This is a genomic window from Pseudomonas parakoreensis (assembly GCF_021602155.1).
GTDB classification, from domain to species: Bacteria; Pseudomonadota; Gammaproteobacteria; order Pseudomonadales; family Pseudomonadaceae; genus Aquipseudomonas; species Aquipseudomonas parakoreensis.
This window is the reverse complement of the sequence record NZ_BQHY01000007.1, coordinates 269,256-294,717: the sequence shown is the minus strand read 5'-3', so window position 1 is coordinate 294,717 and position 25,462 is coordinate 269,256. Positions and strand designations below refer to the sequence as shown.

General features: G+C 60.3%; 26 protein-coding genes. 15 read left to right on the top strand and 11 right to left on the bottom strand.

The window, feature by feature from the left end; all coding sequences use genetic code 11:
- Nucleotides 1-74: 74 nt before the first annotated feature.
- Together L6D63_RS13585 and L6D63_RS13580 are read right to left on the bottom strand one after the other, a co-directional pair.
- Entirely contained in the window at nucleotides 75-872 is a 798-nt protein-coding gene (locus tag L6D63_RS13585) for a substrate-binding periplasmic protein (protein ID WP_131671627.1), read from the bottom strand.
- Nucleotides 873-952: 80 nt separating this feature from the next.
- Nucleotides 953-1,588, bottom strand: a complete 636-nt coding sequence (locus L6D63_RS13580) for a TetR/AcrR family transcriptional regulator (protein WP_145594058.1) — start codon at nucleotides 1,586-1,588, stop codon at nucleotides 953-955.
- A gap of 183 nt (nucleotides 1,589-1,771) precedes the next feature.
- On the opposite strand from L6D63_RS13580, the gene L6D63_RS13575 reads away from it, so the two are divergent.
- From L6D63_RS13575 to ppnP, 8 genes are all read left to right on the top strand, one after another.
- Entirely contained in the window at nucleotides 1,772-3,562 is a 1,791-nt protein-coding gene (locus L6D63_RS13575) for an acyclic terpene utilization AtuA family protein (RefSeq protein ID WP_131671629.1), read from the top strand.
- Nucleotides 3,563-3,574: 12 nt separating this feature from the next.
- Complete coding sequence (locus L6D63_RS13570; RefSeq protein ID WP_131671630.1) at nucleotides 3,575-4,444, top strand: SDR family oxidoreductase; 870 nt, start codon at nucleotides 3,575-3,577, stop codon at nucleotides 4,442-4,444.
- A 3-nt stretch (nucleotides 4,445-4,447) separates the two neighbouring features.
- Complete coding sequence (atuC, locus tag L6D63_RS13565; RefSeq protein ID WP_047295391.1) at nucleotides 4,448-6,064, top strand: geranyl-CoA carboxylase subunit beta; 1,617 nt, start codon at nucleotides 4,448-4,450, stop codon at nucleotides 6,062-6,064.
- 30 nt (nucleotides 6,065-6,094) lie between these two features.
- Nucleotides 6,095-7,252 carry a citronellyl-CoA dehydrogenase gene (atuD, locus tag L6D63_RS13560; RefSeq protein ID WP_047295393.1) on the top strand — a complete coding sequence of 386 codons (1,158 nt, stop codon included), beginning with the start codon at nucleotides 6,095-6,097 and terminating at the stop codon, nucleotides 7,250-7,252.
- On the top strand, nucleotides 7,249-8,046 hold the full coding sequence (locus L6D63_RS13555) for an enoyl-CoA hydratase/isomerase family protein (protein WP_047295395.1): 798 nt from the start codon (nucleotides 7,249-7,251) through the stop codon (nucleotides 8,044-8,046). The genes atuD and L6D63_RS13555 overlap by 4 nt, the downstream gene beginning before the upstream one ends.
- 118 nt (nucleotides 8,047-8,164) lie before the next feature.
- A complete protein-coding gene (locus tag L6D63_RS13550) occupies nucleotides 8,165-10,126 on the top strand; it encodes an acetyl/propionyl/methylcrotonyl-CoA carboxylase subunit alpha (protein ID WP_047295397.1) in 1,962 nt (653 codons plus the stop codon).
- Nucleotides 10,127-10,196: 70 nt separating this feature from the next.
- Complete coding sequence (locus L6D63_RS13545) at nucleotides 10,197-10,739, top strand: 3'-5' exonuclease (protein ID WP_047295400.1); 543 nt, start codon at nucleotides 10,197-10,199, stop codon at nucleotides 10,737-10,739.
- A 114-nt stretch (nucleotides 10,740-10,853) separates the two neighbouring features.
- The gene (gene ppnP, locus L6D63_RS13540) at nucleotides 10,854-11,138 is read left to right on the top strand and encodes a pyrimidine/purine nucleoside phosphorylase (protein ID WP_003226701.1); all 285 of its coding nucleotides are present in this window, start codon (nucleotides 10,854-10,856) and stop codon (nucleotides 11,136-11,138) included.
- A gap of 72 nt (nucleotides 11,139-11,210) precedes the next feature.
- On the opposite strand, the gene L6D63_RS13535 is transcribed toward ppnP, so the two are convergent.
- Both L6D63_RS13535 and L6D63_RS13530 read right to left on the bottom strand, forming a co-directional pair.
- Nucleotides 11,211-12,017: an MOSC domain-containing protein gene (locus tag L6D63_RS13535; RefSeq protein ID WP_041069662.1), complete on the bottom strand. Its 807-nt coding sequence runs from the start codon at nucleotides 12,015-12,017 to the stop codon at nucleotides 11,211-11,213.
- A 198-nt stretch (nucleotides 12,018-12,215) separates the two neighbouring features.
- The gene (locus L6D63_RS13530) at nucleotides 12,216-13,151 is read right to left on the bottom strand and encodes a chemotaxis protein CheV (protein WP_003226705.1); all 936 of its coding nucleotides are present in this window, start codon (nucleotides 13,149-13,151) and stop codon (nucleotides 12,216-12,218) included.
- Nucleotides 13,152-13,606: 455 nt separating this feature from the next.
- On the opposite strand from L6D63_RS13530, the gene L6D63_RS13525 reads away from it, so the two are divergent.
- From L6D63_RS13525 to L6D63_RS13515, 3 genes are all read left to right on the top strand, one after another.
- Nucleotides 13,607-14,077, top strand: coding sequence for a hypothetical protein (locus L6D63_RS13525; RefSeq protein ID WP_047295403.1), 471 nt, complete (start codon nucleotides 13,607-13,609; stop codon nucleotides 14,075-14,077).
- 494 nt (nucleotides 14,078-14,571) lie between these two features.
- Complete coding sequence (locus L6D63_RS13520; RefSeq protein WP_047295405.1) at nucleotides 14,572-15,465, top strand: sensor histidine kinase; 894 nt, start codon at nucleotides 14,572-14,574, stop codon at nucleotides 15,463-15,465.
- A complete protein-coding gene (locus tag L6D63_RS13515) occupies nucleotides 15,462-16,121 on the top strand; it encodes a response regulator (RefSeq protein ID WP_047295407.1) in 660 nt (219 codons plus the stop codon). Before L6D63_RS13520 ends, L6D63_RS13515 begins: the two co-directional genes overlap by 4 nt.
- Here L6D63_RS13515 and yegS read toward each other — a convergent pair.
- Entirely contained in the window at nucleotides 16,105-17,022 is a 918-nt protein-coding gene (gene yegS / locus L6D63_RS13510; protein WP_047295409.1) for a lipid kinase YegS, read from the bottom strand. The two genes, L6D63_RS13515 and yegS, sit on opposite strands and share 17 nt — an antisense overlap.
- 320 nt (nucleotides 17,023-17,342) lie before the next feature.
- Here yegS and L6D63_RS13505 point away from each other — a divergent pair, with 320 nt between their 5' ends.
- On the top strand, nucleotides 17,343-17,651 hold the full coding sequence (locus L6D63_RS13505; RefSeq protein ID WP_179294967.1) for a hypothetical protein: 309 nt from the start codon (nucleotides 17,343-17,345) through the stop codon (nucleotides 17,649-17,651).
- A 73-nt stretch (nucleotides 17,652-17,724) separates the two neighbouring features.
- On the opposite strand, the gene L6D63_RS13500 is transcribed toward L6D63_RS13505, so the two are convergent.
- Together L6D63_RS13500 and moaB are read right to left on the bottom strand one after the other, a co-directional pair.
- Nucleotides 17,725-18,951, bottom strand: a complete 1,227-nt coding sequence (locus L6D63_RS13500; RefSeq protein WP_131671632.1) for a molybdopterin molybdotransferase MoeA — start codon at nucleotides 18,949-18,951, stop codon at nucleotides 17,725-17,727.
- Nucleotides 18,935-19,474 carry a molybdenum cofactor biosynthesis protein B gene (gene moaB, locus L6D63_RS13495; RefSeq protein ID WP_047295416.1) on the bottom strand — a complete coding sequence of 180 codons (540 nt, stop codon included), beginning with the start codon at nucleotides 19,472-19,474 and terminating at the stop codon, nucleotides 18,935-18,937. Before moaB ends, L6D63_RS13500 begins: the two co-directional genes overlap by 17 nt.
- A gap of 82 nt (nucleotides 19,475-19,556) precedes the next feature.
- Here moaB and mobA point away from each other — a divergent pair, with 82 nt between their 5' ends.
- A complete protein-coding gene (gene mobA, locus L6D63_RS13490) occupies nucleotides 19,557-20,159 on the top strand; it encodes a molybdenum cofactor guanylyltransferase MobA (RefSeq protein ID WP_047295418.1) in 603 nt (200 codons plus the stop codon).
- A gap of 78 nt (nucleotides 20,160-20,237) precedes the next feature.
- The gene (locus tag L6D63_RS13485; RefSeq protein ID WP_003226722.1) at nucleotides 20,238-20,459 is read left to right on the top strand and encodes a YgdI/YgdR family lipoprotein; all 222 of its coding nucleotides are present in this window, start codon (nucleotides 20,238-20,240) and stop codon (nucleotides 20,457-20,459) included.
- 76 nt (nucleotides 20,460-20,535) lie between these two features.
- On the opposite strand, the gene L6D63_RS13480 is transcribed toward L6D63_RS13485, so the two are convergent.
- The 3 genes from L6D63_RS13480 to L6D63_RS13470 all read right to left on the bottom strand — a co-directional run bounded on the left by L6D63_RS13480 (nucleotide 20,536) and on the right by L6D63_RS13470 (nucleotide 22,210).
- Nucleotides 20,536-21,426 (bottom strand): pseudouridine synthase, encoded by an 891-nt coding sequence (locus L6D63_RS13480; RefSeq protein ID WP_047295420.1) that lies wholly within the window; start codon nucleotides 21,424-21,426, stop codon nucleotides 20,536-20,538.
- Nucleotides 21,427-21,507: 81 nt separating this feature from the next.
- A complete protein-coding gene (locus tag L6D63_RS13475; RefSeq protein WP_003226726.1) occupies nucleotides 21,508-21,825 on the bottom strand; it encodes a transcriptional regulator in 318 nt (105 codons plus the stop codon).
- A 148-nt stretch (nucleotides 21,826-21,973) separates the two neighbouring features.
- Nucleotides 21,974-22,210: a glutaredoxin family protein gene (locus L6D63_RS13470; RefSeq protein ID WP_047295422.1), complete on the bottom strand. Its 237-nt coding sequence runs from the start codon at nucleotides 22,208-22,210 to the stop codon at nucleotides 21,974-21,976.
- 200 nt (nucleotides 22,211-22,410) lie between these two features.
- Here L6D63_RS13470 and L6D63_RS13465 point away from each other — a divergent pair, with 200 nt between their 5' ends.
- Nucleotides 22,411-24,123, top strand: a complete 1,713-nt coding sequence (locus L6D63_RS13465) for a cation:proton antiporter (RefSeq protein ID WP_131671633.1) — start codon at nucleotides 22,411-22,413, stop codon at nucleotides 24,121-24,123.
- Here L6D63_RS13465 and L6D63_RS13460 read toward each other — a convergent pair.
- Nucleotides 24,120-25,328: an ammonium transporter gene (locus L6D63_RS13460; RefSeq protein ID WP_131671634.1), complete on the bottom strand. Its 1,209-nt coding sequence runs from the start codon at nucleotides 25,326-25,328 to the stop codon at nucleotides 24,120-24,122. The two genes, L6D63_RS13465 and L6D63_RS13460, sit on opposite strands and share 4 nt — an antisense overlap.
- Between the last annotated feature and the right edge of the window lie 134 nt (nucleotides 25,329-25,462).

Genomic DNA, 25,462 nt, shown 5'->3' with positions numbered 1-25,462 from the left:
CACGATAATCGTCGACAGTTCAACGATGGGACGTGAGCCGAGAGGAGAAATTTAGCCGCCCGGATGAAAATCGGTCAGCGATGAGCCACCGGCACCACGGCAATCTTGTAAGGATCGAAGATCTTCAGCATCTGGCCATTGTCGCGCAAACCCTGCAGCAACTTGCCGAACGCCTCGCCAGTGATCGGTGCCGTCGGACGCAGAATGGCGTAATGGTGGTAGACCTGATCGATGCGTTGCGACACCAGCAATTCGTCACGCACTTTCTCGTTGCGCAGCAGATAATCGAACAGGTACGAGCGCGTGACCAGAGCGATGTCGGCGCGCCCGCGCAGCACCATCAGCAGGTTGCTGTCGTGGGAATAGGTCAGCGTCGCGTTGAAGGTATCGGCGAGGTATTTGGGATCGGCGTTGAAGTTGGCGAACTCATAGTGATAACCGCTGTACAGCGCCAGACGTTTGCCCTTGAGGTCGGCGAAATAGTTCTGCTGGCGACCGTCTTCACGTTGCGCGACGAAAATCTCGGCATCTTCCAGGCCCATATCGACGTCGGTATGAGGAATCTCCTTCCAGCCCCAATCGGGGTTCTCGAAGATCGCCATGTCGATCCGGCCCTGCTTGAAATCACCGAAGCGCCGAGGAATCGAAGTCGGTACCAGTACGAACTGATAGTCTGCCTGCAGTGCATTGAGCGCCTCGACCAGTTGCGGCAGCAGGCCAGTGTCGGCACCACTTTCCGGACGCACGGTGTAAGGCGGAAAATGCGCCGCGCCCACCCGAACCAGTTGCGCTGCCTGTGCGGGTAGCACCCAAAATACCGCCAGCGCTACGAGCAAAAGCCCTGCGGTCGTCCGAATTGGCGAAGACTTCAAAACACCCCACTCCCCGAAAAAATGGCAATCAATGCATTCAAGCTAGGCGGTTTCGCCCAGTTAGCCAGTTTCCCGGCCTGTTAGAAAGTGGACTGGCGCTCTTCGAGCACCAGAATCAGCGCTTCATCGGCCAACTGATCAAGGCTCAGGCTGCCGCCAGCGCGGAACCAGGTGGTGGTCCAGGACAGTGCGCCGGTGAGGAAACGTCGGGTAATGAAAACATCGCCACGGATAAACCCGGCGTCCTTGGCTTCGCCCAGCACTTGCAACCAGATCTCTTCATAGACATCACGCAGGGCCAGCACCCGGGCCTGCCCCTCCTCGGACAACGATCGCCACTCGTAGACCAGCACCGCCATTGCTTCGCCGCTGCCGCCCATGATCGACTGCAACTCGCAACGAATCAGCGCCAGCACCCGCTCGCGTACATTGGCGGCTTCGGCCAGCGCGGCGCGCATCAACGCGGTGTTGTAGACGATGGTCTCCTCCATCACCGCACGAAGGATTTCATCCTTGCTTTTGAAGTGATGAAAAATGCTCCCGGACTGAATCCCCACCGCCCCGGCCAGATCGCGCACGGTGGTGCGTTCATAGCCTTTGTTGCGGAACAGGTGGGCGGCCACTTGCAGCAGTTTGCCGCGTGCGCTGTCAGGGTCGGTCAGTTGGCCTTGGTCGACCAGTTCGCGCATGACCCTCAGGGCTTTTTGCTCGTCCACCCGTTCTCTCCTACAGTCGATCAGTCTGTTGCCCCCTGAACACGCAGGGTTGCGCGCAATTTAAGCCGCAGGCGGCAACCAAGCAAGCGCTTGGGCAGAAGATATTTCAGCTGTTTACAAACCAAGCGCTTGCTTGGTAGCCTCCAGACACTTCTGTCGCAGGTTCCTGAGTCGGAGATCACCATGCCCACGACCGTTCGCATCGGATGCGCCAGCGCATTCTGGGGTGACACCAGCACCGCCGCTGCCCAGCTCGTGGCAGGCGGGCGCCTGGATTATCTGGTGTTCGATTACCTGGCCGAGATCACGATGTCGATCATGGCCGGCGCCCGCATGAAGGACCCACAGGCCGGGTTCGCCGGGGATTTTGTCGAAGTGCTCGCGCCGCTGCTGCCGCAACTGGTCGAACAGAAGATTCGCGTGATCAGCAACGCGGGCGGAATCAATCCGAAAGCCTGTGCCGCCGCCCTGCAGGCCGCCTGCGACAAGGCCGGGGTCAGTCTGAAAATCGCCGTGCTGCTCGGCGACGACCTGCAGCCGCAATTCAAGCAACTCGCCACTCAAGGCATCCACGAAATGTTCAACGGCGCGCCGCTGCCGCCGATGTGCGTATCGACCAACGCCTACCTCGGCGCGCCGGGCATCGTCGAAGCCCTGCGCCTGGGCGCCGACATCGTCATCACCGGGCGCGTGGTCGACAGCGCGGTGGTCAGCGCGGCGCTGGTGCATGAGTTCGGCTGGGCCTGGCACGACTACGACAAACTCGCTCAGGCGGCGCTGGCCGGGCACATCATCGAGTGCGGCGCACAATGTACCGGGGGCAATTTTACCGACTGGCGCGATGTGCCGGATTACGAACACATCGGTTTTCCCATCGTCGACGTCAGCGCCGACGGCCAGTTCATCGTCAGCAAACCCGAGGGCTCCGGCGGGTTAGTGACGCCACTGACGGTTGGCGAGCAGATGCTCTATGAAATCGGTGATCCACAGGCGTATCTGTTGCCAGACGTAGTCTGCGATTTCACTCAAGTGAAACTGCAGCAACAGGGCAAAAACACCGTGCATGTGCACGGTGCCAAAGGCTTGCCACCCAGCGATAAATACAAGGTCAGCGCCACTTACCCGGACGGCTTTCGCTGCACCGCCAGTTGCCTGATCGCCGGCATCGATGCGGTGGACAAGGCCCGTCGCGTGAGCCAGGCGATCATCGACAAAACCTCGGAAATGTTCAGCCAGCGCGGCTGGCCGCCCTACAGCGAAGTCAACATCGAACTGCTCGGCAGTGAAGCCACTTACGGCCCTCACGGTCAGCGCCGTGACAGCCGCGAGGTGGTGATCAAACTCGCGGTGCGCCATCCACTGAAACCGGCGCTGATCCTGTTCTCCCGGGAAATCGCCCAGGCCGCGACCGGCATGGCGCCGGGACTGACCGGCATCGTCGGCGGGCGGCCGACGGTCTATCCGCTGATCCGCCTGTTCTCGTTCCTGATCGACAAAAACGCCTGCACCCTGCAAATCGACATGGCCGGTGAGCAATACCCCTGCGCCCTGCCTGCGCAAACACCACTCGACAGCCACGCTCTGCCAACTCCCGAACAGCCACCCAAACCCCAAGGCCGCGCCGACGCCAGCGTGGCGTTGGTCAAACTGGCGGTGGCGCGCTCCGGCGACAAGGGCAACCACAGCAACATCGGCGTCCTGCCGCGTCGGCCGGAATACCTGCCGTGGATCGCCGAAGCGCTGACGCCGGCGGTCATCGTCGACTGGATGCGCCACGTGCTCGACCCGATCCATGGCCGGGTCGAACGCTGGTACCTGCCCGGCACCCACAGCCTGAATTTCCTGCTGGAAAACGCCCTCGGTGGCGGTGGCGTGGCAAGTCTGCGCATTGATCCACAGGGCAAGGCCTTCGCCCAGCAGTTGCTGGAAATCCAGATCCCGGTGCCGCAGAGCATCGCCGAACAACTCGACTAGAGGTTGGGCTTCATGGCTTACGCATCGATTTTCAAAGCCGATCTGTTCAGCGGCCAGACCCTCATCGTCACCGGTGGCGGCAGTGGCATCGGCCGTTGCACCGCTCATGAACTGGCAGCGCTCGGCGCCAGGGTGCTGCTGGTCGGGCGCAAGCCGGAAAAACTGCAAAAAGTCGCCGCCGAAATCGCCGAAGACGGTGGCCGCGCACACTGGCACGCCTGCGACATCCGTGACGAAGACGCGGTAAAACAACTGGTCACTGAGTTGATCGCCGAGCACGGGCCGATCCACGGCCTGGTCAACAATGCCGGCGGCCAATACCCGTCGCCACTGGCCGCGATCAATCAGAAAGGCTTCGAAACCGTGCTGCGCACCAATCTGGTCGGCGGCTTCCTGATGGCCCGGGAAGTGTTCAACCAGTCGATGAGTAAACACGGCGGCAGCATCGTCAACATGCTCGCCGACATGTGGGGCGGCATGCCCGGCATGGGCCATTCCGGAGCGGCACGTTCGGGGATGGACAACTTCACCAAGACCGCCGCATTCGAGTGGGGTTACGCCGGGGTGCGGGTCAATGCGGTGGCGCCGGGGTGGATCGCGTCCAGCGGCATGGACACTTATGAGGGCGCGTTCAAAGCGGTGATCCCGACCTTGCGCGAACACGTACCGCTCAAGCGCATTGGTACCGAATCCGAGGTCAGTGCGGCGATCGTTTTCCTGCTCAGTCCGGCGGCGGCGTTCATCAGCGGCAGCACCTTGAAAATCGATGGTGCGGCCAGCCTCGGCAGCCGTGCATGGCCGCTGCACAAGGCGAGCCACAGCGAGTCGTTCAACGGTTTCCATCGGGCGTACCTGCCCGACGTCCTCAAGGACAAGGAGTAAGCCATGCCGCAGATCCAGTCCGAACTTGATCCGCACAGCGAAGCCTTCGCCCGCAACCGCGCGGCGATGCTCACGGCCATCGAGCACGTCCAGCAACTGGAACAGAACCTGCTGAACAAGGCTGCCGAAGCCAAGACCAAATTCGACAAGCGCGGGCAACTGCTGCCCCGCGAACGCCTGAACCTGTTGCTCGACCCCGGCGCACCGTTCCTCGAACTGGCGAGCCTGGCCGGCTACAAACTGCACGACGACAAGGATGGCAGCGCCGCCGGCGGTGGCTTGATCGCCGGGATCGGTTATGTGTCCGGCATTCGGGCGATGGTGGTGGCCAACAACAGCGCAATCAAGGGCGGCACCATTTCCCCCACCGGCCTGAAGAAATCCCTGCGTCTGCAACAGATCGCCCAAGAGAACAAACTGCCGGTGATCACCCTCGCCGAAAGCGGCGGCGCCAACCTCAATTATGCGGCGGAGATATTCGTCGAGGGCGCGCGCAGTTTTGCCAATCAGGCGCGGATGTCGGCCATGGGGCTGCCGCAGATCACCGTAGTGCATGGCTCGGCCACGGCCGGTGGCGCCTATCAACCGGGGCTGTCGGATTATGTGGTGGTGGTGCGCGGCAAGGCCAAGCTGTTTCTTGCCGGGCCGCCGCTGCTCAAAGCCGCGACGGGCGAGGTCGCCACCGATGAAGAGCTGGGTGGCGCAGAAATGCACGCACAGGTTGCTGGCACCGCCGAATACCTGGCCGAGAACGATGCCGATGGCGTGCGTCTGGTGCGCGAGATCCTGCGCCTGCTGCCGTGGAACGAACAACTGCCGTGGTTGCCGGAACCGCAATACAAGGACCCGCTGTACCCGATCGACGAGTTGCTCGGGCTGATTCCCGACGACCCGAAGAAGCCCTACGACGTGCGCGAAATCATTGCGCGGATAGCCGATGAATCGGAGTTTCTCGAATTCAAAGGCGAGTTCGATCAGCAGACCATCTGCGGCCAGTTGAAAATCCAGGGCCGTGCCTGCGGCCTGATCGGCAACAACGGCCCGATCACCCCCGCCGGGGCGAGCAAGGCCGCGCAGTTCATTCAACTGTGCGATCAGAGCCAGACGCCGCTGCTGTTCTTCCACAACACCACCGGGTTCATGGTCGGCACCGAATCCGAGCAGCAAGGCGTGATCAAACACGGCTCGAAACTGATTCAAGCGGTGGCCAATGCCCGAGTGCCTAAACTGACGATTGTCGTCGGTGGCTCCTACGGCGCCGGCAACTATGCGATGTGCGGGCGCGGTCTCGATCCACGCTTCATTTTTGCCTGGCCCAACAGCCGCACGGCGGTGATGGGCGGCGCACAGGCCGGCAAGGTGCTGCGCATTGTCACCGAGGCCAAACAGCTCAAGGAAGGCTTGGTGCCGGATCCGAAAATGCTCGACATGCTCGAACAGGTCACCGCGCAGAAGCTCGACAGCCAGTCCACCGCACTCTACGGCAGCGCCAACCTGTGGGACGACGGCCTGATCGACCCGCGCGATACGCGCACCCTGCTCGGTTACCTGCTGGATATCTGCCACGAAGCCGACATCCGCACGTTGCAACCCAACAGCTTCGGCGTCAGCCGCTTCTGACCGCCACGGATCCCAAGGAGAACAATAAAAATGATCTTCACCCCGGAACACGAAGCACTGCGCCGCACCGTCCGCCAATTCGTCGAACACGAGATCAATCCACACGTTGATGAATGGGAAAAGGCCGGGCGCTTTCCGATCCACGAGATTTTCCGCAAGGCCGGCGACCTTGGTCTGCTGGGGATTTCCAAACCGGAAAAATTCGGCGGCATGGGCCTCGACTACAGCTATTCGATTGTCGCCGCCGAAGAGTTCGGCACCATTCATTGCGGCGGCATTCCGATGTCGATCGGCGTGCAGACCGACATGTGCACCCCGGCGCTGGCCCGCTTCGGCTCCGATGAATTGCGCGACGAATTCCTCCGCCCCGCGATTACCGGCGAGCAGGTCGGTTGCATCGGCGTCTCGGAAGTCGGTGCCGGTTCCGATGTCGCGGGTCTCAAGACCAGCGCGCGCAAGGATGGCGACGATTACGTGATCAATGGCAGCAAAATGTGGATCACCAATTCACCGAGTGCCGATTTCATCTGCCTGCTGGCCAACACCTCGGACGACAAGCCGCACATCAACAAGTCGCTGATCATGGTGCCGATGAACACCCCGGGCATCAGCCTCAGCTCACACCTGGACAAGCTCGGCATGCGCAGTTCGGAGACCGCCCAGGTGTTTTTCGACAACGTGCGTGTGCCGCAGCGCAACCGCATCGGCCACGAAGGCGCCGGGTTCATGATGCAGATGCTGCAGTTCCAGGAAGAACGTCTGTTCGGCGCGGCCAACATGATCAAGGGCCTGGAATATTGCGTCGACAGCACCATCGAGTACTGCAAGGAGCGCAAGACCTTCGGCAACGCGCTGATCGACAATCAGGTGATCCACTTCCGCCTCGCCGAATTGCAGACCGAAATCGAATGCCTGCGGGCGCTGGTCTATCAGGCCACCGAGCAATATGTGAAAGGTCAGGACGTCACGCGTCTGGCCTCGATGGCCAAGCTCAAGGCCGGGCGCCTCGGTCGTGAAGTCAGCGACAGTTGCCTGCAATATTGGGGCGGCATGGGCTTCATGTGGGACAACCCGGTGGCCCGCGCCTATCGCGATGTGCGGCTGGTGTCGATTGGCGGTGGCGCCGACGAAATCATGCTGGGGATCATCTGCAAACTGATGGGCATTCTGCCGGGGAAAAAGCAATGAGCCCCCTGCCCGATTGCCAGACACTGCTGCTGGAGCTGCATGGCGGCGTATTGCACATCACCCTCAATCGCCCGGAAAGCCGCAATGCGATGAGCCTGCACATGGTCGCCGAACTGCGTTCGGTACTGGCGACGGTACGCGATGAGCGCAGTGTTCGCGCCCTGGTGCTCAGTGGCGCGGGCGGGCACTTCTGCGCTGGCGGCGACATCAAGGACATGGCCAATGCACGCGCCCGGGGCGCCGATGCCTATCGCGATTTGAACCGCGCTTTCGGTGCGCTGTTGCAAGAGGCGCAGCAGGCGCCGCAAGTGCTGATCACGGTGTTGCAAGGCGCAGTGCTCGGCGGTGGTCTTGGGCTGGCATGTGTGAGCGATATCGCCATGGCCGATCATCAGGCGCAATTCGGCCTGCCGGAAACCAGCCTCGGGCTGCTGCCTGCGCAGATCGCGCCGTTCGTGGTGCAACGCATCGGCCTGACCGAAACCCGTCGGCTGGCACTGACAGCCGCGCGTTTCGATGGTCATCAAGCGCGACGCCTGGGGCTGGTGCATTTTGTCGAGCAGGATCCGCAGGCATTGGCCGAACGCCTCGACGAAGTACTCGACCATGTTCTGTGCTGCGCACCGGACGCGAATGCGATGACCAAAAAGCTGTTGCTGGCCAGCGCCGGACAGCCATCGAATGAATTGCTGGATGACGCAGCGCAGTGGTTCAGTAAAGCGGTGACCGGTGTCGAAGGGATCGAGGGCACGATGGCTTTCGTGCAAAAGCGAAAACCGCGATGGGCCACCTGAAAGCTTCGCGAGCAGGCTCGCTCCCACAGGTTTTGTGAACGATGCAAATTCCTTGTAGGAACGAGCCTGCTCGCGAAGAGGCCAGCCAACCCACCGCCAAATACTCAGGAAGATCACCATGCCCGCCATCCACAAAATCCTGATCGCCAACCGCGGTGAAATCGCCTGCCGCATTCAGCGCACCGCCCAGGCCCTCGGCTATCGCACCGTCGCCTTATTCAGCGATGCCGACGCCGATGCCCTGCACGTGCAGATGGCCGATCAAGCGGTGAACATCGGCGCCGCACCGGTACACCAGTCCTACCTGAACATCCCGGCGATCCTCGATGCCGCGCGCCGCAGCGGTGCCGACGCGATCCACCCCGGCTACGGCTTTCTCTCGGAAAACCCCGGATTCGCCCGCGCCTGCGCAGAAGCCGGTCTGACCTTCATCGGTCCCAGCGCCGACGCCATCGAGTTGATGGGCAGCAAGCGCCTGTCGAAAATCGCCATGCTCGACGCCGGCGTTCCCTGCATCGCCGGCTATCAAGGCGCCGCGCAGGACGACGCTACCTTGCTGCGCGAAGCCGAGCGCATCGGCTACCCGCTGATGATCAAGGCCAGCGCCGGCGGCGGTGGACGTGGCATGCGCCTGGTGCACAGCAGCGACGAGTTGCCGGCGCAATTGCGCACCGCGCGCTCCGAGGCACTGAACGGCTTTGGCAGTGACGAACTGATCCTCGAACAGGCGCTGATCGAACCACGGCACGTCGAGGTGCAACTGTTTGGCGACTGCCACGGCAATCTGATCTACCTCGGTGAGCGCGATTGCTCGGTGCAGCGTCGCCATCAGAAAGTCATCGAGGAAGCGCCCTGCCCGGTGATGACCGGCGAGTTGCGCCGGGCCATGGGTGAAGCAGCATTGAAGGCTGGCCGGGCGGTGAATTACGTCGGTGCCGGCACCGTCGAGTTTCTGCTTGATGCCCGTGGGCAATTCTACTTTCTGGAAATGAACACCCGTCTGCAGGTCGAGCATCCGGTGACCGAACTGATCACCGGGCAAGATCTGGTCGCCTGGCAACTGGCCGTCGCCGAAGGTCAGCCGCTGCCGTTGACACAGGAACAGGTGACGCTGAACGGCCACGCCATGGAGGTGCGATTGTATGCCGAAGATCCGACGCAGAATTTCCTGCCGCAGACCGGTCGCGTGCAGGCCTGGGAACCGGTATTGAATCCCGGCGCGCGGATCGATCACGGCTTGCGCGAAGGTCAGTTGATCAGCCCGTTCTATGACCCGATGCTCGGCAAGCTGATCGCCCACGGCGCGACCCGCGAAGAGGCACGGCGCAAGCTGCTGCGCGCAGTGCAGGACAGCGTGCTGCTCGGTGTACAGAGCAATCAGCGTTTGCTGGTCAGCCTGCTGCAGCATCCGCAGTTCATCAGCGGCGAGTTCAGCACCGCGTTCATTGCCCAGCATTTCACTGATCACCCCTGCCTGCACACCTACGCCCCCACCGCGGAGGAACTGGCCGTCGCCGCCGTGCTGTTTTATCAGTCTGGCGCGCAGGCGCATCGCGCGCCGCTCAAGGGTTGGCGCAACAATGTCGGCGCGCCGCTCGATTACCGCCTCGGGCTGGAACAGCAGGACTGGAACTTGCAACTGCTTGCGGACGGCGCTGGCCGCTTCACCGTGAACGTGATGCAGCGCGCACTGATGCTGACCATCATTGAGTGCAACGAACGCTCGGTGACGCTGGAAGTCGACGGCCTGCGCCAGCGTCATGCGTATCGGATCGTCGGCGAAGAACTCTGGCTGTTCACCCATCCCGGCAACCTGCGCCTGGAGGATCGAACTCATGCGCTGATCAGCAGTCAGAGCAGCGTCAGCTCCGGCACACTGAAAGCGCCGATGGACGGTGCCATCGTCGACGTGCTGGTCAGCGAAGGCAGTCCGGTCAGCAAGGGTCAGTTGCTGGTGGTGCTGGAGGCAATGAAAATGGAGCATCCGCTCAAGGCCGGCATCGACGGCGTGCTCAAGCGGGTGCAGGTCAAGGTCGGCGATCAGGTAAAAAATCGTCAGGTTCTGTTGCAGGTCGAGTGAGTCGCCAGGCGCAAACGCAAGGTTTGACTACGCTCTGATCTATCAGGACGCGTAAATCAGGAAACCTGCGATGCCCCATTGGCTGGTCATTGATCTGGAAGCCACCACAGATGAAGGTGGCTGGCCGGTTACGGAAATGGAAATCATCGAAATCGGCGCGACGCTGGTCGATCGAGCCGGTCGCGAGCAGGATCATTTTCAGCGGTTCGTCAAACCGACCCGACGGCCGTTATTGACGGCATTTTGTCGTGAACTCACGCACATCACCCAGGCCAATATCGATGCCGCGCAGCCGTTGAACGAGGTCTGGCCAGCCTTTGAGCGCTGGCTCGGGCAACACCAGACGCGCCTTGAGGGCTGGGCCAGTTGGGGCGATTACGACCGCAAGCAGTTACTTCAGGAATGGCAGCGCCTGCAACTCGACAGCGTGCTGGGCCGAGTGCCGCACATGAATCTCAAACAGCGCTTTGCAAAGGCCCGACGCCTGGAACGACCGTTGGGCCTGAACGGTGCGCTGCAACTGGCCGGCATGCAGTTCAGCGGTCAGCAGCATCGGGCCCTGGAAGATGCGCGCAATACTGCGCGGTTGTTGCCGTTGGTCTTGCCACTCTGAAGTCAGGGCGAGAACTCGCCGGACACGCCCCGGGCAGGTGACGGCGCCGGGAGCCTTGTGCATACTGGCCGGCCCTTTTTAACCCTTTTAAGCCCCATTCAAGAGGAATCGCCCATGTTCAAAGTCAACGAGTACTTCGACGGCACCGTCAAGTCGATCGCTTTTGGCACCGCTGAAGGTCCGGCGACCATCGGCGTCATGGCCCCGGGCGAATACGAATTCGGCACCGCTCAGCGCGAGATCATGCACGTAGTCTCCGGTGCGCTGACCGTCAAACTGCCGGACAGCAGCGACTGGGAAACCTTCGCCGCTGGCAGCCAGTTCAACGTTCCGGCCAACAGCAAGTTCCAACTGAAAGTCGCCGTCGATACTGCTTACCTGTGCGAATACCGCGGCTAAGCCCACGGCTTTTCCCGGTGCAAAAAAATGCCCGTGTCCATGGACACGGGCATTTTTCATTTCCGGCCTCGGTTATTCGAGGATTTCCACCGGCATACCGACTTCCAGCCGACCATTGCTGTCGTTGACCAGATTCTGCCCGAACATCGCGCCATCAGCCTGGGCACGGTACTTCTGCAAGGTCGCCAGCGGTTCGCGATCGGCACTGCGCTCGCCAGTCTGCGGATCAATCGTGGTCAGGATGCAGCGCGAACAAGGCTTGACCACGCGGAACTCGACATCGCCGATGCGGATGCGCTTCCAGCCATCTTCGGCAAATGCCGTACTGCCTTCGATCACCAGATTCGGTCGAAAGCGCAGCATCTCCAGCGGTCGTCCAACCTTTTGCACCAGATCGTCAAGCGACGCCTGGCCAATCAACAACAGCGGGAAACCGTCGGCGAACGCGACCTGATCATCGTCGCGGCCATACCCGGCCTGCGTCATACGCGCGCGATCAAGTGGCACCTGCACCAGACGGGTCGGTTTGCCGATGAAATCGCTGACCCAGCGGGCCGCTGCATCACCGGCATCCGGAACGCGCAGGGTGTCACGCCAGATAGTCACACCGCGCAACTCGGCATCGTCCTGCGGTAACGCAATATCCAGCGCGGCATGGTCGGGCGCACTGAGGGTCAGCCCGCCCTGCGCATTCCACAGCGCCGACAGCTGGCTCATTTTCGCCTCGGCCCTTTGGGTCAGGAAGCGGCCGCTGGCCTCGTCCACCAGCATCCAGCGTCGATCCCCTTCAAGGCCCAGTTTATCCAGGCCAATCGATTGCAGAATCTCGGGCTTGCCGGATTTCAACGGGTAACGATAAAGCGCACTCAGACGCAGCATGTCCAGCTTCCTGATGGGCAAAAAAGCCACCCTATACGAGCTTTATCTGTGAATCAAAGCCTGATGCATGCGCCTGCACAGATAGTTTATGGCGAGGGGATTAATCCCCGATGGGGCGCGAAGCGGCCCCACTTGAATCAAGAAAGCGGGACTGCTGTGCAGTCCATCGGGGATAAATCCCCTCGCTACAGAATTTCCTCAGGCCGGCACTTCATCGAGCATCAGACGCTGACGCACCACGTCCACCAGTTTGTCCGGCTGGAACTTGGAGAGGAAGTTGTCGCAGCCGACCTTCTTCACCATCGAATCGTTGAAGCTGCCGGACAGCGAGGTGTGCAGCACCACATACAGACCGCGCAGGCGCGGGTCATTGCGGATCTCGGTGGTCAGGCGATAGCCGTCCATTTCCGGCATTTCCGCGTCGGTAAACACCATCAGCAGTTTGTCGGTCATGTTCACGCCGGTATCGGCCCAGGCCTTGAGCATGTTCAGCGCCTTCAGGCCATCACTGGCAATGTGCATCTTCACCCCGAGCTGGCCGAGGGTGTCACGCAGTTGCGAGAGCGCGACGTTGGAGTCGTCCACCAGCAGCACTTCGCGGCCGCGGGCACGCTCCAGCACCGGATCGTCGAGTTTGTCGCGCGAAACCTTGGCGTTGTACGGAACGATTTCTGCGAGCACTTTCTCGACGTCGATGATTTCCACCAGTTGATCGTCGACCTTGCTGATCGCGGTCAGGTAGTGCTGGCGGCCAGCACTGGTCGGCGGCGGCAGGATGGCTTCCCAGTTCATGTTGACGATGCGATCCACGCCGCCGACAAGGAACGCCTGCACCGAACGGTTGTACTCGGTGACGATGATGGTGCTGTTCGGCCCCGGTACCAGCGGGCGCATGCCGATCGCCTGGGACAGGTCGATCACCGGCAGCGTCTGGCCACGCAGGTTGACCACACCGCAGACAAACGGGTGACGTTGCGGCATCAGGGTCAGCTTCGGCAATTGCAGGACTTCCTGAACCTTGAACACGTTGATCGCGAACAATTGGCGTCCGGCCAGTCGAAACATGAGAATTTCCAGGCGATTCTCACCCACCAGTTGCGTGCGTTGGTCTACCGTGTCGAGAATGCCGGCCATCAATGACTCCTGGGCTTGTTCTGATGAATTCACTACTAAGTGGGGTTATCGGCTGTTGATGGCGATTCTTGATCCCCACAAAATCACCATCAAAATGCCACACGCAGGCATTGATGTCACATTAACATCATGGTTTACTGGCCCGGCGTTTTCATCTGCTACATTCTCTTCTGGCGCGACCACAGTTTGCGCCACAGGTTCCCGCGTGTAAGGGAATCCCCTAGTAACAATCAGGCCCAACCTGATGTTCGCAATATCCAATAGCCATTAATGTGACGCCAATCTCATTGCATGAACGGAGTCAGGCTATTGTGTGCGATCGCAGGTCAGTGGAAACCCACCCTCTGGAAAACCTCAGCCAGTGCACTTGCACGGCGGGGCGCGATCTCCCGACGGTTCATGATCGTCGACACACACGGCATTCCCTCATCAGACATGACGCTGTGGAGATAAGCATGCCAATCGACCGTAAAGACTGGGCACAACGCTTTCCCGAATTTCTCGTCGAAGCGGAAACACTCCTGGCCAAGTCGGAAGAATGTCTGAGCCACCTGCAATTGATCAGCAACGACAAGGATGCGATCGACTGCATGCGCAGCACCCTGCTCAAGCTGGCGAGTCGTGCCGAAGCGTTGGCACTGGAAGCGATTTCCGAGTTTTCCCTGCACATTCACAGCTTGCTCGATCATGCCCCGGACTCTATCGATCTGCACGCTCAGGCACTGAATGCGCTTCAGGACTGTTTCACCCTGATGGCCTGGCAGATTGAACTGGTCGATCACAATACCGGGCAACTGAGCCTGGATAGCAGCGAGCAGACCTCGCTGATCGAAGCCTTCGCGTTCCAGGTCGGCCAACGCCAGTTTCAGCCTTCGCTCTCGCCCCGGCCTGTTCCACTCTTGTCTTATTCCGAGCGCCAGGCCTGATTCGCTGCGGTTAATGCGCACATCGCGGCTGTAGAGCCGAATCGCTGAATGTCGCAAATGAATAGTTCATGCCCGCCAGCGACAGTTCGAATTAAATAATCACACCTGACACCCGCAGAAATTTTCCCGCGCCTCAGGGTTTGCCTGTGTCCGTGTAACGATCAACTTCAAGCGCCACGGGATATCTATCCAGCATAATAAGGTGACTTTTTTCCATTATGGAACTCACGTCCAACATGGCGACTTTCCTGACCCTTTGGACATATATGGCAAACGCGACCAACGGTATCTTAAGTGGTATTATGCCGCCCGTTAGTTGCTATCAATTAATGGCAAAGTGATTCAGTGACAGTCCTCCCCAACGCAGTTGGCGGTCAAACAGCGTTCACTGAACCTCGTTCAAATCAATAATGTAATTGACAGCATTTTCAGACAGAGACCCGCCAGCCAACGGCCGGTCTGCCCGCAGCGAATATCCATTGGCTCCATCCGATATGTACGCCAGCCTCAAGTCAATCACCACATGGCCACCGTCCCGGGAAAATGCACGCCGGTTCACACTCATATTGTGTGTCACTGCCACCGCCGGCTGCCTGCTGACCTACGGTTTGTCTGCACCGCTTTCGCTGGGACTGCTGCTGTTGAACATGGCCGCCACTGCTTGTGTCTGGGTGCAATATCGGCTGTCGCGCAAATCGATCAAGTTCCAGCCCCAGGAACTCGCCGACCGCTTGCTGGAAGTCCAGGAAAACGAAAGACACCGCCTCAGCCGTGAACTGCATGACGACATCGGTCAGTTACTGACGGCCGCCAAACTGCAAAGTGAATGGCTCAAAAGACGCTTGCCAAGCGACTTGCAAGAGCAATGCTCGACGCTCTGCGACACCCTCGAAGAAACCCTCAACAAGGTGCGCGACGTCTCGGCCATTCTCAACCCGCGCCAGCTGACCAGCCTCGGACTGGAAGCCAGCCTGCGTGCGCACTTGCTCAAGACTCTGGCCAACACACCGGTGCACTGGAGCCTCGATTGCCAGCAGCGACTCAACGGCATTCCGGAAGAAATGGCGGTCGCCGCCTTTCGCATCACCCAGGAAGCGGTGACCAACATTCTGCGCCACGCGCAGGCCAGCAACCTGTTGATCCGTGTGCAGCGCCTGCCACAAGGGCTGACGTTGTTGATCAGCGACGATGGCCAAGGCTTCGCGCCTGCTGCGGATCCGGGTCGGGAAGGACAGCGCGGAATGGCCGGGATGGCCGAAAGGATCGAACAATTGGGCGGCACGCTGAACGTCATCAGCGAGCCGGGCAAAGGCACTCAAATCGAAGCACTATTCCCCTGGGCGCCCCGTGCACTCGAGCGGGCCAGTACGAATAAGGTTATGCGTTGACTTGTAACTTACTTCTGGTGGATGACCACTCGCTGATCAGGGCCGGCGTGCGCGCTCTGGTGCTCGACATTCCCGGTTACGCCGTCGTTGGCGAAGCCAGCGATGGCTCGCAGTTGCTTGAAATGGTCGAGCATCTGGCACCCGATATCGTGTTGCTGGATATCTCGATGAAGGAAACCGGTGGCCTTGAAGCCCTGCAACGGCTCAAGCGGGTGCGGCCCCAGAGCAAAGTGCTGATTTTGTCGATGCACACCGATCCGGCGCTGATCATGCAGGCACTGGAATCCGGGGCGCATGGTTATTTGCTCAAGGACACCACAGCCACCGAACTTGAGCATGCCCTTGAAGCCCTGCGTAACAACGAACGTTACCTGAGCCCGGCGATCGCCCACACCGTGATCAACCAGGCCCTGACCCGTACGCAGAAAAACCCGCCGGAAGTCGCCGATTCGCACAACCTGACAGCCCGTCAACTGGAAATCCTGCGATTGATCGTGCGCGGCAAATCCACTCGGGAGATCGCCAACGGCTTGGGCCTGAGCATCAAGACCGTCGAAACCCACCGCTCGCAGATCATGAAACGCCTGCAGATCTATGACGTGGCGGGTCTGGTCCTGTTCGCCGTGCGCGAACAGATCATCAGTCTTGACGACTGATCGACCCGGCACCGCCCAACAGCGGCGAATGCTCGGGCAAATGCACCCGCAAGGCCGCAGGGCGCGCCTCGAAGCGCAGGCTGTCGCCTTCAAGCGGCTCACCGTCAAGATTGATGCTCAAGCCCTCGGCGACCTTGATTTCGACCCAGGGCAGACGGGCCCGGACAAACATATTGTCGAGGCCGAAGCCGTCACTTAGCAGGGTCTTAAGCGTACCGACCAACTCCTGCGGTGCCGGCAAAATGCTGATGTCCAACAGGCCATCATCCGCCAGTGCCTGCGGACACAATTCATGTCCGCCACCCGCCTGACGGCCATTGCCGATTCCCAGCGCCAGCAGCTCGCCACGCCAGTGAAAGTCCGGTCCCTGCAGTTCGCCGTAGGCTGCGTGCAACTCACTGAAACGCGATAAACCGGTGAACAGATAGGCCGCCCCGCCGAGCACTTTTTTCAGATCTTCAGAGGTATTGGCCGTGACCTGGCTGCCGAAACCACCCGTCGCCATGTTCAGGAAAATCTGCCCACCGACTTCGCCCAGGTCAATCTTGCGCGGTGGCACGTCCAGCATTTCCAGTGCTTCGGCCGGCTCCAGCGGGATCCCCGCCGCGCGAGAAAAATCGTTAGCCGTTCCTAGCGGCAACAGCACCAGACTGGCCTCGTCCGGATTCGCGGCAAGCGCTTCAGCGATATCGCGCAACGTGCCATCTCCGCCTCCGGCGATGATCGTCCGATAGCCACTCGCCAGTGCTTCCGCGACCAGACGCTGAGCGTCACCGGCCTCCCAGGTCAGGCGTACTGCCAACTCCCAGCCCTGCTTGCGTTTTGCTTCGACAGCGGCGCGAACCGCCTCATTGAGTGCCTGCTTGCCATGCAGAATCAACAGCGCCCTGCGTTCACTCATAACGGTCACTCCCCACAATTGAATCGGTATAAAACATCTTGACCACTGGCACAGGCAAAAAAGCCATCGGAGCACCATTTAATTCAAGCGCCCGGCCTGTCACGTCCTACACAGCGGTACTTTTTCTTACAACAGGTAAGGAATCGGCTCAATTGACCGGACTCGATCCTTGATACACCTTGTGCAGGCAGTATCAATTTTCGTTTTTTAACAACACAAGGATGTGCAGGGAATGAGTGGATACCCCCTCGGAGCTGGTGACAGTTCGAATGACGGAAAGGCCAGCGCGCTGACAGTGAAAACAGCCGACGGATATGTCCATGTCCAGCCATGAAGCCAGAGTTTCAACCCGTCCGATTGCCCCTCTCAACGAAAGTCGCAGCAGTCACAAATCCGATTTCAAAAAGAGCGCCAGAACCGCTGGAGAAGCACAAATGGAACCGCGCGTGACCGAACTGGAAACCCATCTCAAGTACATACGCCGGGATATGGATGAAGTCCGCGCAGATGTAAGAACAATCAAGCACCGCCTCGCCTATTCGGCAGGTGCAACGGCAGTGATAATGGGACTGTTGGGTTGGGTTGCCAACAGCCGCTTCGATCAGTTGGTCACACTGATGAGCCAATGACCGGGGAATGCAGGCTCGACGCTTTCAGGCGTAGAGCCTGCAGTTGCAAGGGCAGGCTCAGCGAAGATCAGAGTCAGTCGAGCAGGTCGCTCAGGGGAATGAACCCGACTTCATCACCTTCTACGAGCGTACGACCCTCCAGCACTTCTACCAGCCCATCCGCCCAGGCAGCACTGCGCAACACACCAGAGCTTTGGTTACGAAAAATAATGGCCCGTCCTTGCTCGAGTCGACCACGCAGGTATTCACGCCGATGGCCGGCCACAGGCCAGACGAAACCGGCTGGCACCTTGAACTTCAACGGCACAACGTCTCTTACACCTTGACGCCGCAGCAAGTAAGGTCGCGTCAGCAAGGCAAACGTCACCAGCGTCGAAGCGGGGTTACCGGGCAGGCCAATCACTGGCACGTTGCGAAAATGGCCGAACGTCAGCGGCTTTCCTGGCTTGATTGCCAGTTTCCACAGTGCCAGCTCGCCCTCTTCCCTCAATGCAACACCCAGAAAATCTGCTTCCCCGACCGAAACCCCGCCGGTTGAAAGAATCAGGTCGACATCCTGCAAGTCGCCCAGCCGCGCTCGGGTGGTGTCCAGATCGTCCGGCAGAATGCCCGCATCGATCACCTCACAGCCCAATCGCTGCAACCAACTGCACAACACCACCCGATTACTGTTGTAAATCTGCCCCGGCCCCAGCGGCTGGCCCGGCTCAACCAGTTCATCGCCGGTGGACAGCACCGCCACTCGGACCTTGCGTACCACATTCAGCCCGTCACATCCCAGCGATGCCGCGAGACCTTGCTCGATCGGTCCCAGCCTTGTGCCTGCCGCCAGGATCAACTCACCCACGGTGGTTTCCTGGCCTTGCGGACGAATGTTCTGGCCGAGGCTCATGATTTCGACGAAGCGCACACTGCCGTCGGCTTGGACTTCGGCGTTCTCCTGCATTTCCACACAGTCGGCACCAGCAGGCACCGGCGCACCGGTGAAGATCCGCGCGCAGGTGCCGGGCTTCAAGGCGGCAGGCGCTTGACCGGCGAAAACTTTCTGGCTGACCGGCAGCGGTGTGCCGGTCCAATCCGCCAGCCTCAAGGCATAACCATCCATGGCGCTGTTTGGCCAAGGCGGCAGGTCCAGCGTCGAAACCAGGTCTTCGGCCAGCACTCGCCCCTCGACCTGCGCCAATGGCAAAAACTCGCGCTCGACAATCGGCGTGGCCTCGGCCATTTGCAGCAGGCGAGCCAGCGCTTCCTCGACGGGCATCAGGCTGCCGTTCTTGCCCGGCTTACCCACGGGATTCACAAGGCGCCGCCTGTTTGAGGTGAGGAACGAAGTTGCACGGCCGATGCCGCGAATCCAGCTGTTCGGCGAGAATGCCGTCCCACCCGGTGCGCACCGCATTGGTCGAACCTGGCAGGCAACATACCAGCGTGCCATTGGCCAGACCGGCCAGTGCCCGCGATTGCACGGTTGACGTACCGATATCAGCCACCGAAATCTGTCGGAACAGCTCACCAAACCCGTCAACCTGCTTGTCGAGCAGACAAGCCACGGCTTCAGGCGTGCTGTCACGCCCGGTGAAGCCGGTGCCGCCGGTAATCAATACAACCTGCACCACGTCCTCGGCAATCCAGTGGGCAACTTGCGCGCGGATCTTGTACAGGTCATCTTTGAGCAGGACCCGTTCGGCCAGACGGTGGCCGGCAGCAGTCAGGCGGTCGACAAAGACCTGGCCTGAGGTGTCGGTGTCCAGGGTTCGGGTATCGCTGACAGTCAGCACCGCAATATTCAGCGGTGCAAAAGGTACATCGGCCTTGGCTTTCATTAGGCTCGTCCAGTTGTAGGAGAATCAGCCCGGTGTTATATCACAGCGCTTGATTCTTTCGCCGCCCTGCTGGAGAGCTGCCATGATCCCGAATACGCCATTGCTCCCCTGCTCCATTCTGCTCTTGGCAGGCGGACGCGGCCAGCGCATGGGCGGCCAGGACAAAGGGTTGGTGGAATGGCAGGGTGAACCGCTGATTGCGCATTTGCAGCGCAAGGTACGACCGCTGACTGACGATCTGATCATCTCCTGCAATCGCAATCGCGAGCGTTATGCTGCCTACGCCGACCAACTGGTGAGTGATGAAGAAGACGACTTTCCAGGCCCCTTGGCCGGCATCCTCGCGGGGCTTGAAGTTGCGCGTTTGCCCCATCTGCTGGTCTTGCCCTGCGATGTGCCGCGCATCGACGCAGCGCTGCTGCGCGACATGCGTGCAACTGCCGGCCAGTTTCCTGACAAACCTTTAATGTTGCGCCATGACGACCATTGGGAGCCCCTGCTGTGCGTGATTCCGGTGGCCCTGTTGCCCGCATTCAAAAATGCCTGGAACGCCGGCGAACGCAGCCCCGGCCGTATCATGCGCAGCCTCGGCGCAGCGGCCCTGCAATGCCCGGACAACGACCCGCGCCTGGCCAACCTGAATACCCCCGAACTGTTAAATGCGCATAACACTGTGTCAGACTGACAGCATTCAAGGAACTCTCACGCCTTGTATACGTCTCAAGCTCAGTAACCAAAAGTATTCCCATTCGGAGACACACTCATGACTCAACGGACCCTCGCCACTTTCATGCTCGCACTGGGCCTGGCAACGCTCGCTGGTTGCTCGTCGCCAACAGTGATCACCTTGAATGACGGTCGCGAAATCCAGGCCGTCGACACCCCGAAATATGACGAAGATTCGGGCTTCTACGAGTTCAAGCAGCTGGACGGCAAAGAGACCCGCATCAACAAGGATCAGGTTCGTACCGTTAAAGAGCTGTAACCTTTACGTCGACACCGGATACAGAAAAGCCCGCATTGATGCGGGCTTTTTCATGGGTACGTAAAAGTAAATGGTGTCACCACTGCAGGGTGATCTGGCTCTCGAACTCGCGCTTCTCACCGGTGACCGGGTCGACAAACCGCAGTCCCTGCGCCAGCAGTTTGAGCGGATTGGCGTAGTCATCCTCAACGTCTTTCAACACCTGCGGATAAAACGGATCGTTGCAGATACTCGCGCCCAGCGCAGTCATGTGCACGCGCAACTGATGCTTCTTGCCGGTCACCGGATACAGACCATAGCGCCACAGATCACCGTTCTTTTCCCGGACTTCCACCGCCGTTTCAGTGTTCGCCAGTCCCGGGCCTTCCTGCATGCGGAAGAACGGTTCGCCGTCGATCAAGCGACTTTTGTGCACCAGGGGAAACTCCAGCTCCGGCAGCGCACGGGCAATCGCCTCATAGCGTTTATCGATCTGCCGGGTCGGAAACAGCGACTGATAAGCCGAGCGGGTTTGTGGGTTGGCCGAGAAGATCACCAGCCCGGCGGTGTGCCGGTCGATGCGGTGCAATGGCACCAGATGCGGGTTATCGAGGCGGCGGATCAGACGACGCAGCAACGTCTGCTCGACATACTCACCAGCGGGCGTGACTGGCAGAAAATGCGGTTTGTCCGCCACTACCAGATGCTCGTCCGCATAGAGGATCGACTCGACCACCGGAATCGGCTTTTCATCCGGCACTTCACGGAAGTAGTGAATGCGCAGCCCTTCCTTGTAAGGCAGATCCAGCGCAATTGGCTGACCCTGACCGTCCAGCACCCGGCCCCGGACAATCCGGTCAAGCCATTGCTCGCGACTGATCGCCCTGAAATGCTCACACAGGCAATCAAGGACGGTCGCCCAAGGCCCCGGAGGAAGGTAAAGGGTGCTGGCCTGATTCTGCGCAGCAGAAAACGTTGGTGTGGACATACGGAAATTCGAACCCTCAATGCAGGCCGGCATTATCCAACACTGAGCGAAACGAACCTAGTGCGGAATCCGCGGCCCGCCTCAGGCCGGAATCGACTTGAGTGCCGCAGCTTCGGTGAACTCCTTGAGCCAGCGCAACACATCGACCGCCTCCCAGCGTCCCGGGTCATACAAGGCGTACAACAACCCCTGATAACCGACCACATCCAGTTGTTTGTGATAACCGGCACGCTGGAACAACGCTTCGATCTCGGCAAAGCAGGTGTTGAAATGCAGTTTGTTGAATGGCGTCTTGCCCTCCGTGACCAGCCCGTCCAGGCGCAACTCGAGGACCGCCTCGCGCACCACGTCAACCGACATCCGGTTCACGCTGTTCTTCAACTGTTCGACATTGACCACGGTTCGTCCCTCTGACTGCCGGATTCACCTGCTCAAGACTTCACAAGCAGCAGGTCAACCCAATTACTGTATGCGCATACAGTAAACGAATAAACCGCAGAGTGCCAACGCGACGATGGTCGCTCGCGACCAGCGGATGACAAATCGCTCAGCGCAGGAATGCCACCACCTGATCGGCACTGAACGGCCAATTCAGTTCTGCGCCAGTATCCACTCGGCGCAATACAGGGATCCGCAGGCTGTAAGCCTCATACCACGATTGATCCTCTGCAATATCCACCAGTTCCACCAGCAGACCGTGCTCGACAAACGGCATCAACTCGGCTTCTGCCACCTCGCACAGATGGCATCCCAAGGTGCCGAACAACTGACATTCAGGAGGCATGATCGCTCAACCGAAAAAATGAGCGTTCATTCTAGGCCCGCCTCGAAAACCCGTCGAGCCGGCGCAGCCAGATGGCTGGCGAACCGCAGCAAACAAGCAAACCCTAATGCAAATCAGTCCATGGGAAAGCCAATCAGGCGATGCTTCCGCGCTTTTTGCCTCTACGCTTGAGAAGCCTGAGCCTGACATCGGAGTGTCTTGTGTTTGCCAACCTGTTGATCATCCTCGCCTCATCCCTGGTGATGATTGCCCTGTTCCGCCGCCTGCGCTTGCCGCCGGTGCTGGGCTATCTCTGCGTGGGCCTGATGGTGGGACCGACTGCTTTCAACTGGGTCAACGAGAGCGAACATCTGCCGGACGTGGCCGAACTGGGGGTGGTGTTTCTGCTGTTCTCGCTGGGCCTGGAGTTTTCCCTGTCGAAGATGATCGCGCTGCGCCAGGTGGTGTTCCGCCTGGGCAGCCAGCAGGTATTGCTCAGCACTGGATTGCTCGGGCTGGTGCTGATCCTGTTGGGCATGCCGTGGGCCCCGGCCCTGTTGCTCGGCGCCGGGCTGTCGTTGTCGTCGACGGCGATTGTCACCAAGGAATTGGGTAGCCTGGGCGAAGTGTTCAGCAGTCACGGGCAGAACGCGGTCGGGGTCTTGCTGTTTCAGGACGTGGTAGCGGTGTTGTTGCTGACCCTGGTGCCAGTGTTCGCCGGAAGCAGCGCGCAAGCCTGGTACTGGGCCTTGCCCCTGACATTGGTGAAGACCGTGGTGCTGTTTTTCGGTCTGTTGCTGGCCAGCCGCTGGTTGCTGCCACGGCTGTTCCATGAAGTGGCGGCCTCGCGTTCGGCGGAATTGTTCGTGCTGCTGGCGCTGGTGATTGTGCTGTTGACTGCATGGCTGACACACCTGCTCGGCCTGTCCCCTGCCCTTGGCGCATTTCTGGCCGGGATGCTGCTCGGCGAGAGCCACTACCGCCATCAGATCGAAGCTGACATCCGGCCGTTTCGCGACATTCTGCTCGGGGTGTTTTTCGTCAGCATCGGCATGCTGATCGACCTGCAACTGTTCGTCAGTCACAGTGTGATGATTCTCGGCCTGACCCTCGGCCTGATGCTGATCAAGGGCACGGTCGTCGCGCTCTTGGTGAAATGGCGCGGCAGTGATCACGAAACCGCCTGGCGCAGCGGCCTGGCCCTGGCGCAGGGTGGGGAATTCTGCTTCGCCTTAATGGCGCAAATGCAACAAAACCAGATGCTGCCTGCCGAGCTGGGCGCCCTGCTGCTGGCGGCAACCTTCTGCTCGATGCTGCTGACGCCTCTGCTATTGCGCGCCGCGCCGCAAATGGCCGCGCGCCTGCACCGCAAGCCGAACCAGGAGGCGCAAATCGAGGAAATCAGCGCCCTCAATGCCGGGCTGGATCAACATGTGGTGATCTGTGGTTACGGCCGTGTCGGTCAATCCATCGGCCGCTTCATGCGCAACGCCAATCAGCCTTATATCGCGCTGGATAACGATCCGGTGCGAGTGCAGGAAGCCGCAGCCGGCGAAAGCGAGGTGCATTACGGCGATTCTGCGCGCGGCGACCTGCTGACCGCCGTCGGACTGTTGCGCGCCCGGCTGCTGGTGATCTCCGTGGATCAGAGCGATGTCAGCCTGCAAATTCTCAAGGAAGCGCGCCGGCTCAATGCGCGGATACCGATTCTGGTGCGCACCCGCGACGACAGCCAATGGGCTGAACTCAAAGCCGCCGGCGCCAGCGAAGTGGTGCCGGAGCTATTGGAGTCGAGCCTGATGCTCGCCTCCCACGCCTTGGTCATGCTCGGCCTGCCGGCGCATAAGGTGCAGGAGCAAATCGATCAGGTGCGCATTGACCGCTATCGTCTGCTGCATGGCTTCTATCCCGGCGCGGAAGACGAGGAAGCCTAGTCCTGGCTCACCGCGCCGATCTTGTGCAGCGACAGGTCGGCGCCGTAATACTCTTGTTCCTGACTCAGGCGCAGGCCGTGCAAGGCCTTGATCACGCCGTAGACGGCGAATCCGCCGATCAGTGCCACCAGCACACCCAGCGCGCTGCCGATCAACTGACTGATCAGGCTGACGCCGCCAAGCCCCCCCAGCGCAGTCTGGCCGAAGAGGCCGCAGGCGATCCCGCCCCACACGCCGCACAGACCGTGCAACGGCCATACGCCGAGCACGTCGTCGATGCGCCATTTGACTTGCGCGGCGGTAAAGCACCAGACGAACAAGGCACCGGCCAGTGCGCCGGTTACCAGCGCGCCTACCGGGTGCATCAGGTCGGAACCGGCGCAGACGGCTACCAGCCCGGCCAGCGGGCCGTTGTGCAGGAAGCCTGGGTCATTGCGCCCGGCGATCAGCGCCGCCACGGTACCGCCGACCATGGCCATCAACGAGTTGACCGCCACCAGACCGCTGACGCCCTGCAAGGTCTGCGCGCTCATCACGTTGAAGCCGAACCAGCCGACGATGAGAATCCAAGAACCCAGCGCCAGAAACGGAATGCTCGACGGCGCGAACGCCACCAGACGCCCTTCGCGATAACGGCCGTTGCGCGGACCGAGCAGCAAAACCGCCGCCAGTGCCAGCCAGCCGCCCATGGCGTGCACCACCACGGAACCGGCGAAATCATGGAACGCCGCGCCAAAGCGCGCCGTCAGCCAGGCTTGCAGACCGTAGTTGCCGTTCCAGACCATGCCCTCGAAAAACGGGTAGATGTACGCCACGATCAGCGCTGTCGCACACAACTGCGGAACGAATCGCGCACGCTCGGCAATCCCGCCGGAGATGATCGCCGGAATCGCCGCGGCAAAGGTCAGCAGGAAGAAAAACTTCACCAGACCGTAACCGTGATCCGCGCTCAGCACCGCCGCCGGCTGCATGAAGGTCACCCCATAGGAGATCCAATAGCCTATAAAGAAATAGGCCAGCGTCGAAACGGCAAAGTCACTGAGGATCTTGGACAGTGCATTGACCTGATTTTTCTGGCGCACCGTGCCGACTTCAAGGAAGGCGAAACCGGCGTGCATCGCCAACACCATCACCGCACCGATCAGAATGAACAACGTGTTGGAGCTGTGGACCAGCGTGTCCACAGCGCTTTGCAGATTTTCCATAAAAAGGCAGACCTGAAGGCTAGAAAGGCACCAAAGCGGTTCGCGCGGACAATTCATGCACCAAGTTGCGCCCGGCCAGGCACCGCAGTGACGCTGCAGTGAACCGCTTTGGCGCACAAGGTCAATGTCCTGAC

What these genes read in the sequence shown, in the direction of transcription:
- atuD (WP_047295393.1), top strand. Translation starts at nt 6,095, where the DNA reads ATGATCTTCACCCCGGAACACGAAGCACTGCGCCGCACCGTCCGCCAA.
- L6D63_RS13530 (WP_003226705.1), bottom strand. Translation starts at nt 13,151, where the DNA reads ATGGCCGGCATTCTCGACACGGTAGACCAACGCACGCAACTGGTGGGT.
- L6D63_RS13480 (WP_047295420.1), bottom strand. Translation starts at nt 21,426, where the DNA reads ATGTCCACACCAACGTTTTCTGCTGCGCAGAATCAGGCCAGCACCCTT.
- L6D63_RS13570 (WP_131671630.1), top strand. Translation starts at nt 3,575, where the DNA reads ATGGCTTACGCATCGATTTTCAAAGCCGATCTGTTCAGCGGCCAGACC.
- atuC (WP_047295391.1), top strand. Translation starts at nt 4,448, where the DNA reads ATGCCGCAGATCCAGTCCGAACTTGATCCGCACAGCGAAGCCTTCGCC.
- L6D63_RS13550 (WP_047295397.1), top strand. Translation starts at nt 8,165, where the DNA reads ATGCCCGCCATCCACAAAATCCTGATCGCCAACCGCGGTGAAATCGCC.
- mobA (WP_047295418.1), top strand. Translation starts at nt 19,557, where the DNA reads ATGATCCCGAATACGCCATTGCTCCCCTGCTCCATTCTGCTCTTGGCA.
- L6D63_RS13525 (WP_047295403.1), top strand. Translation starts at nt 13,607, where the DNA reads ATGCCAATCGACCGTAAAGACTGGGCACAACGCTTTCCCGAATTTCTC.
- L6D63_RS13460 (WP_131671634.1), bottom strand. Translation starts at nt 25,328, where the DNA reads ATGGAAAATCTGCAAAGCGCTGTGGACACGCTGGTCCACAGCTCCAAC.
- L6D63_RS13485 (WP_003226722.1), top strand. Translation starts at nt 20,238, where the DNA reads ATGACTCAACGGACCCTCGCCACTTTCATGCTCGCACTGGGCCTGGCA.
- L6D63_RS13575 (WP_131671629.1), top strand. Translation starts at nt 1,772, where the DNA reads ATGCCCACGACCGTTCGCATCGGATGCGCCAGCGCATTCTGGGGTGAC.
- L6D63_RS13505 (WP_179294967.1), top strand. Translation starts at nt 17,343, where the DNA reads ATGTCCAGCCATGAAGCCAGAGTTTCAACCCGTCCGATTGCCCCTCTC.
- L6D63_RS13555 (WP_047295395.1), top strand. Translation starts at nt 7,249, where the DNA reads ATGAGCCCCCTGCCCGATTGCCAGACACTGCTGCTGGAGCTGCATGGC.
- L6D63_RS13520 (WP_047295405.1), top strand. Translation starts at nt 14,572, where the DNA reads ATGTACGCCAGCCTCAAGTCAATCACCACATGGCCACCGTCCCGGGAA.
- ppnP (WP_003226701.1), top strand. Translation starts at nt 10,854, where the DNA reads ATGTTCAAAGTCAACGAGTACTTCGACGGCACCGTCAAGTCGATCGCT.
- L6D63_RS13470 (WP_047295422.1), bottom strand. Translation starts at nt 22,210, where the DNA reads ATGCCTCCTGAATGTCAGTTGTTCGGCACCTTGGGATGCCATCTGTGC.
- yegS (WP_047295409.1), bottom strand. Translation starts at nt 17,022, where the DNA reads ATGAGTGAACGCAGGGCGCTGTTGATTCTGCATGGCAAGCAGGCACTC.
- L6D63_RS13535 (WP_041069662.1), bottom strand. Translation starts at nt 12,017, where the DNA reads ATGCTGCGTCTGAGTGCGCTTTATCGTTACCCGTTGAAATCCGGCAAG.
- moaB (WP_047295416.1), bottom strand. Translation starts at nt 19,474, where the DNA reads ATGAAAGCCAAGGCCGATGTACCTTTTGCACCGCTGAATATTGCGGTG.
- L6D63_RS13545 (WP_047295400.1), top strand. Translation starts at nt 10,197, where the DNA reads ATGCCCCATTGGCTGGTCATTGATCTGGAAGCCACCACAGATGAAGGT.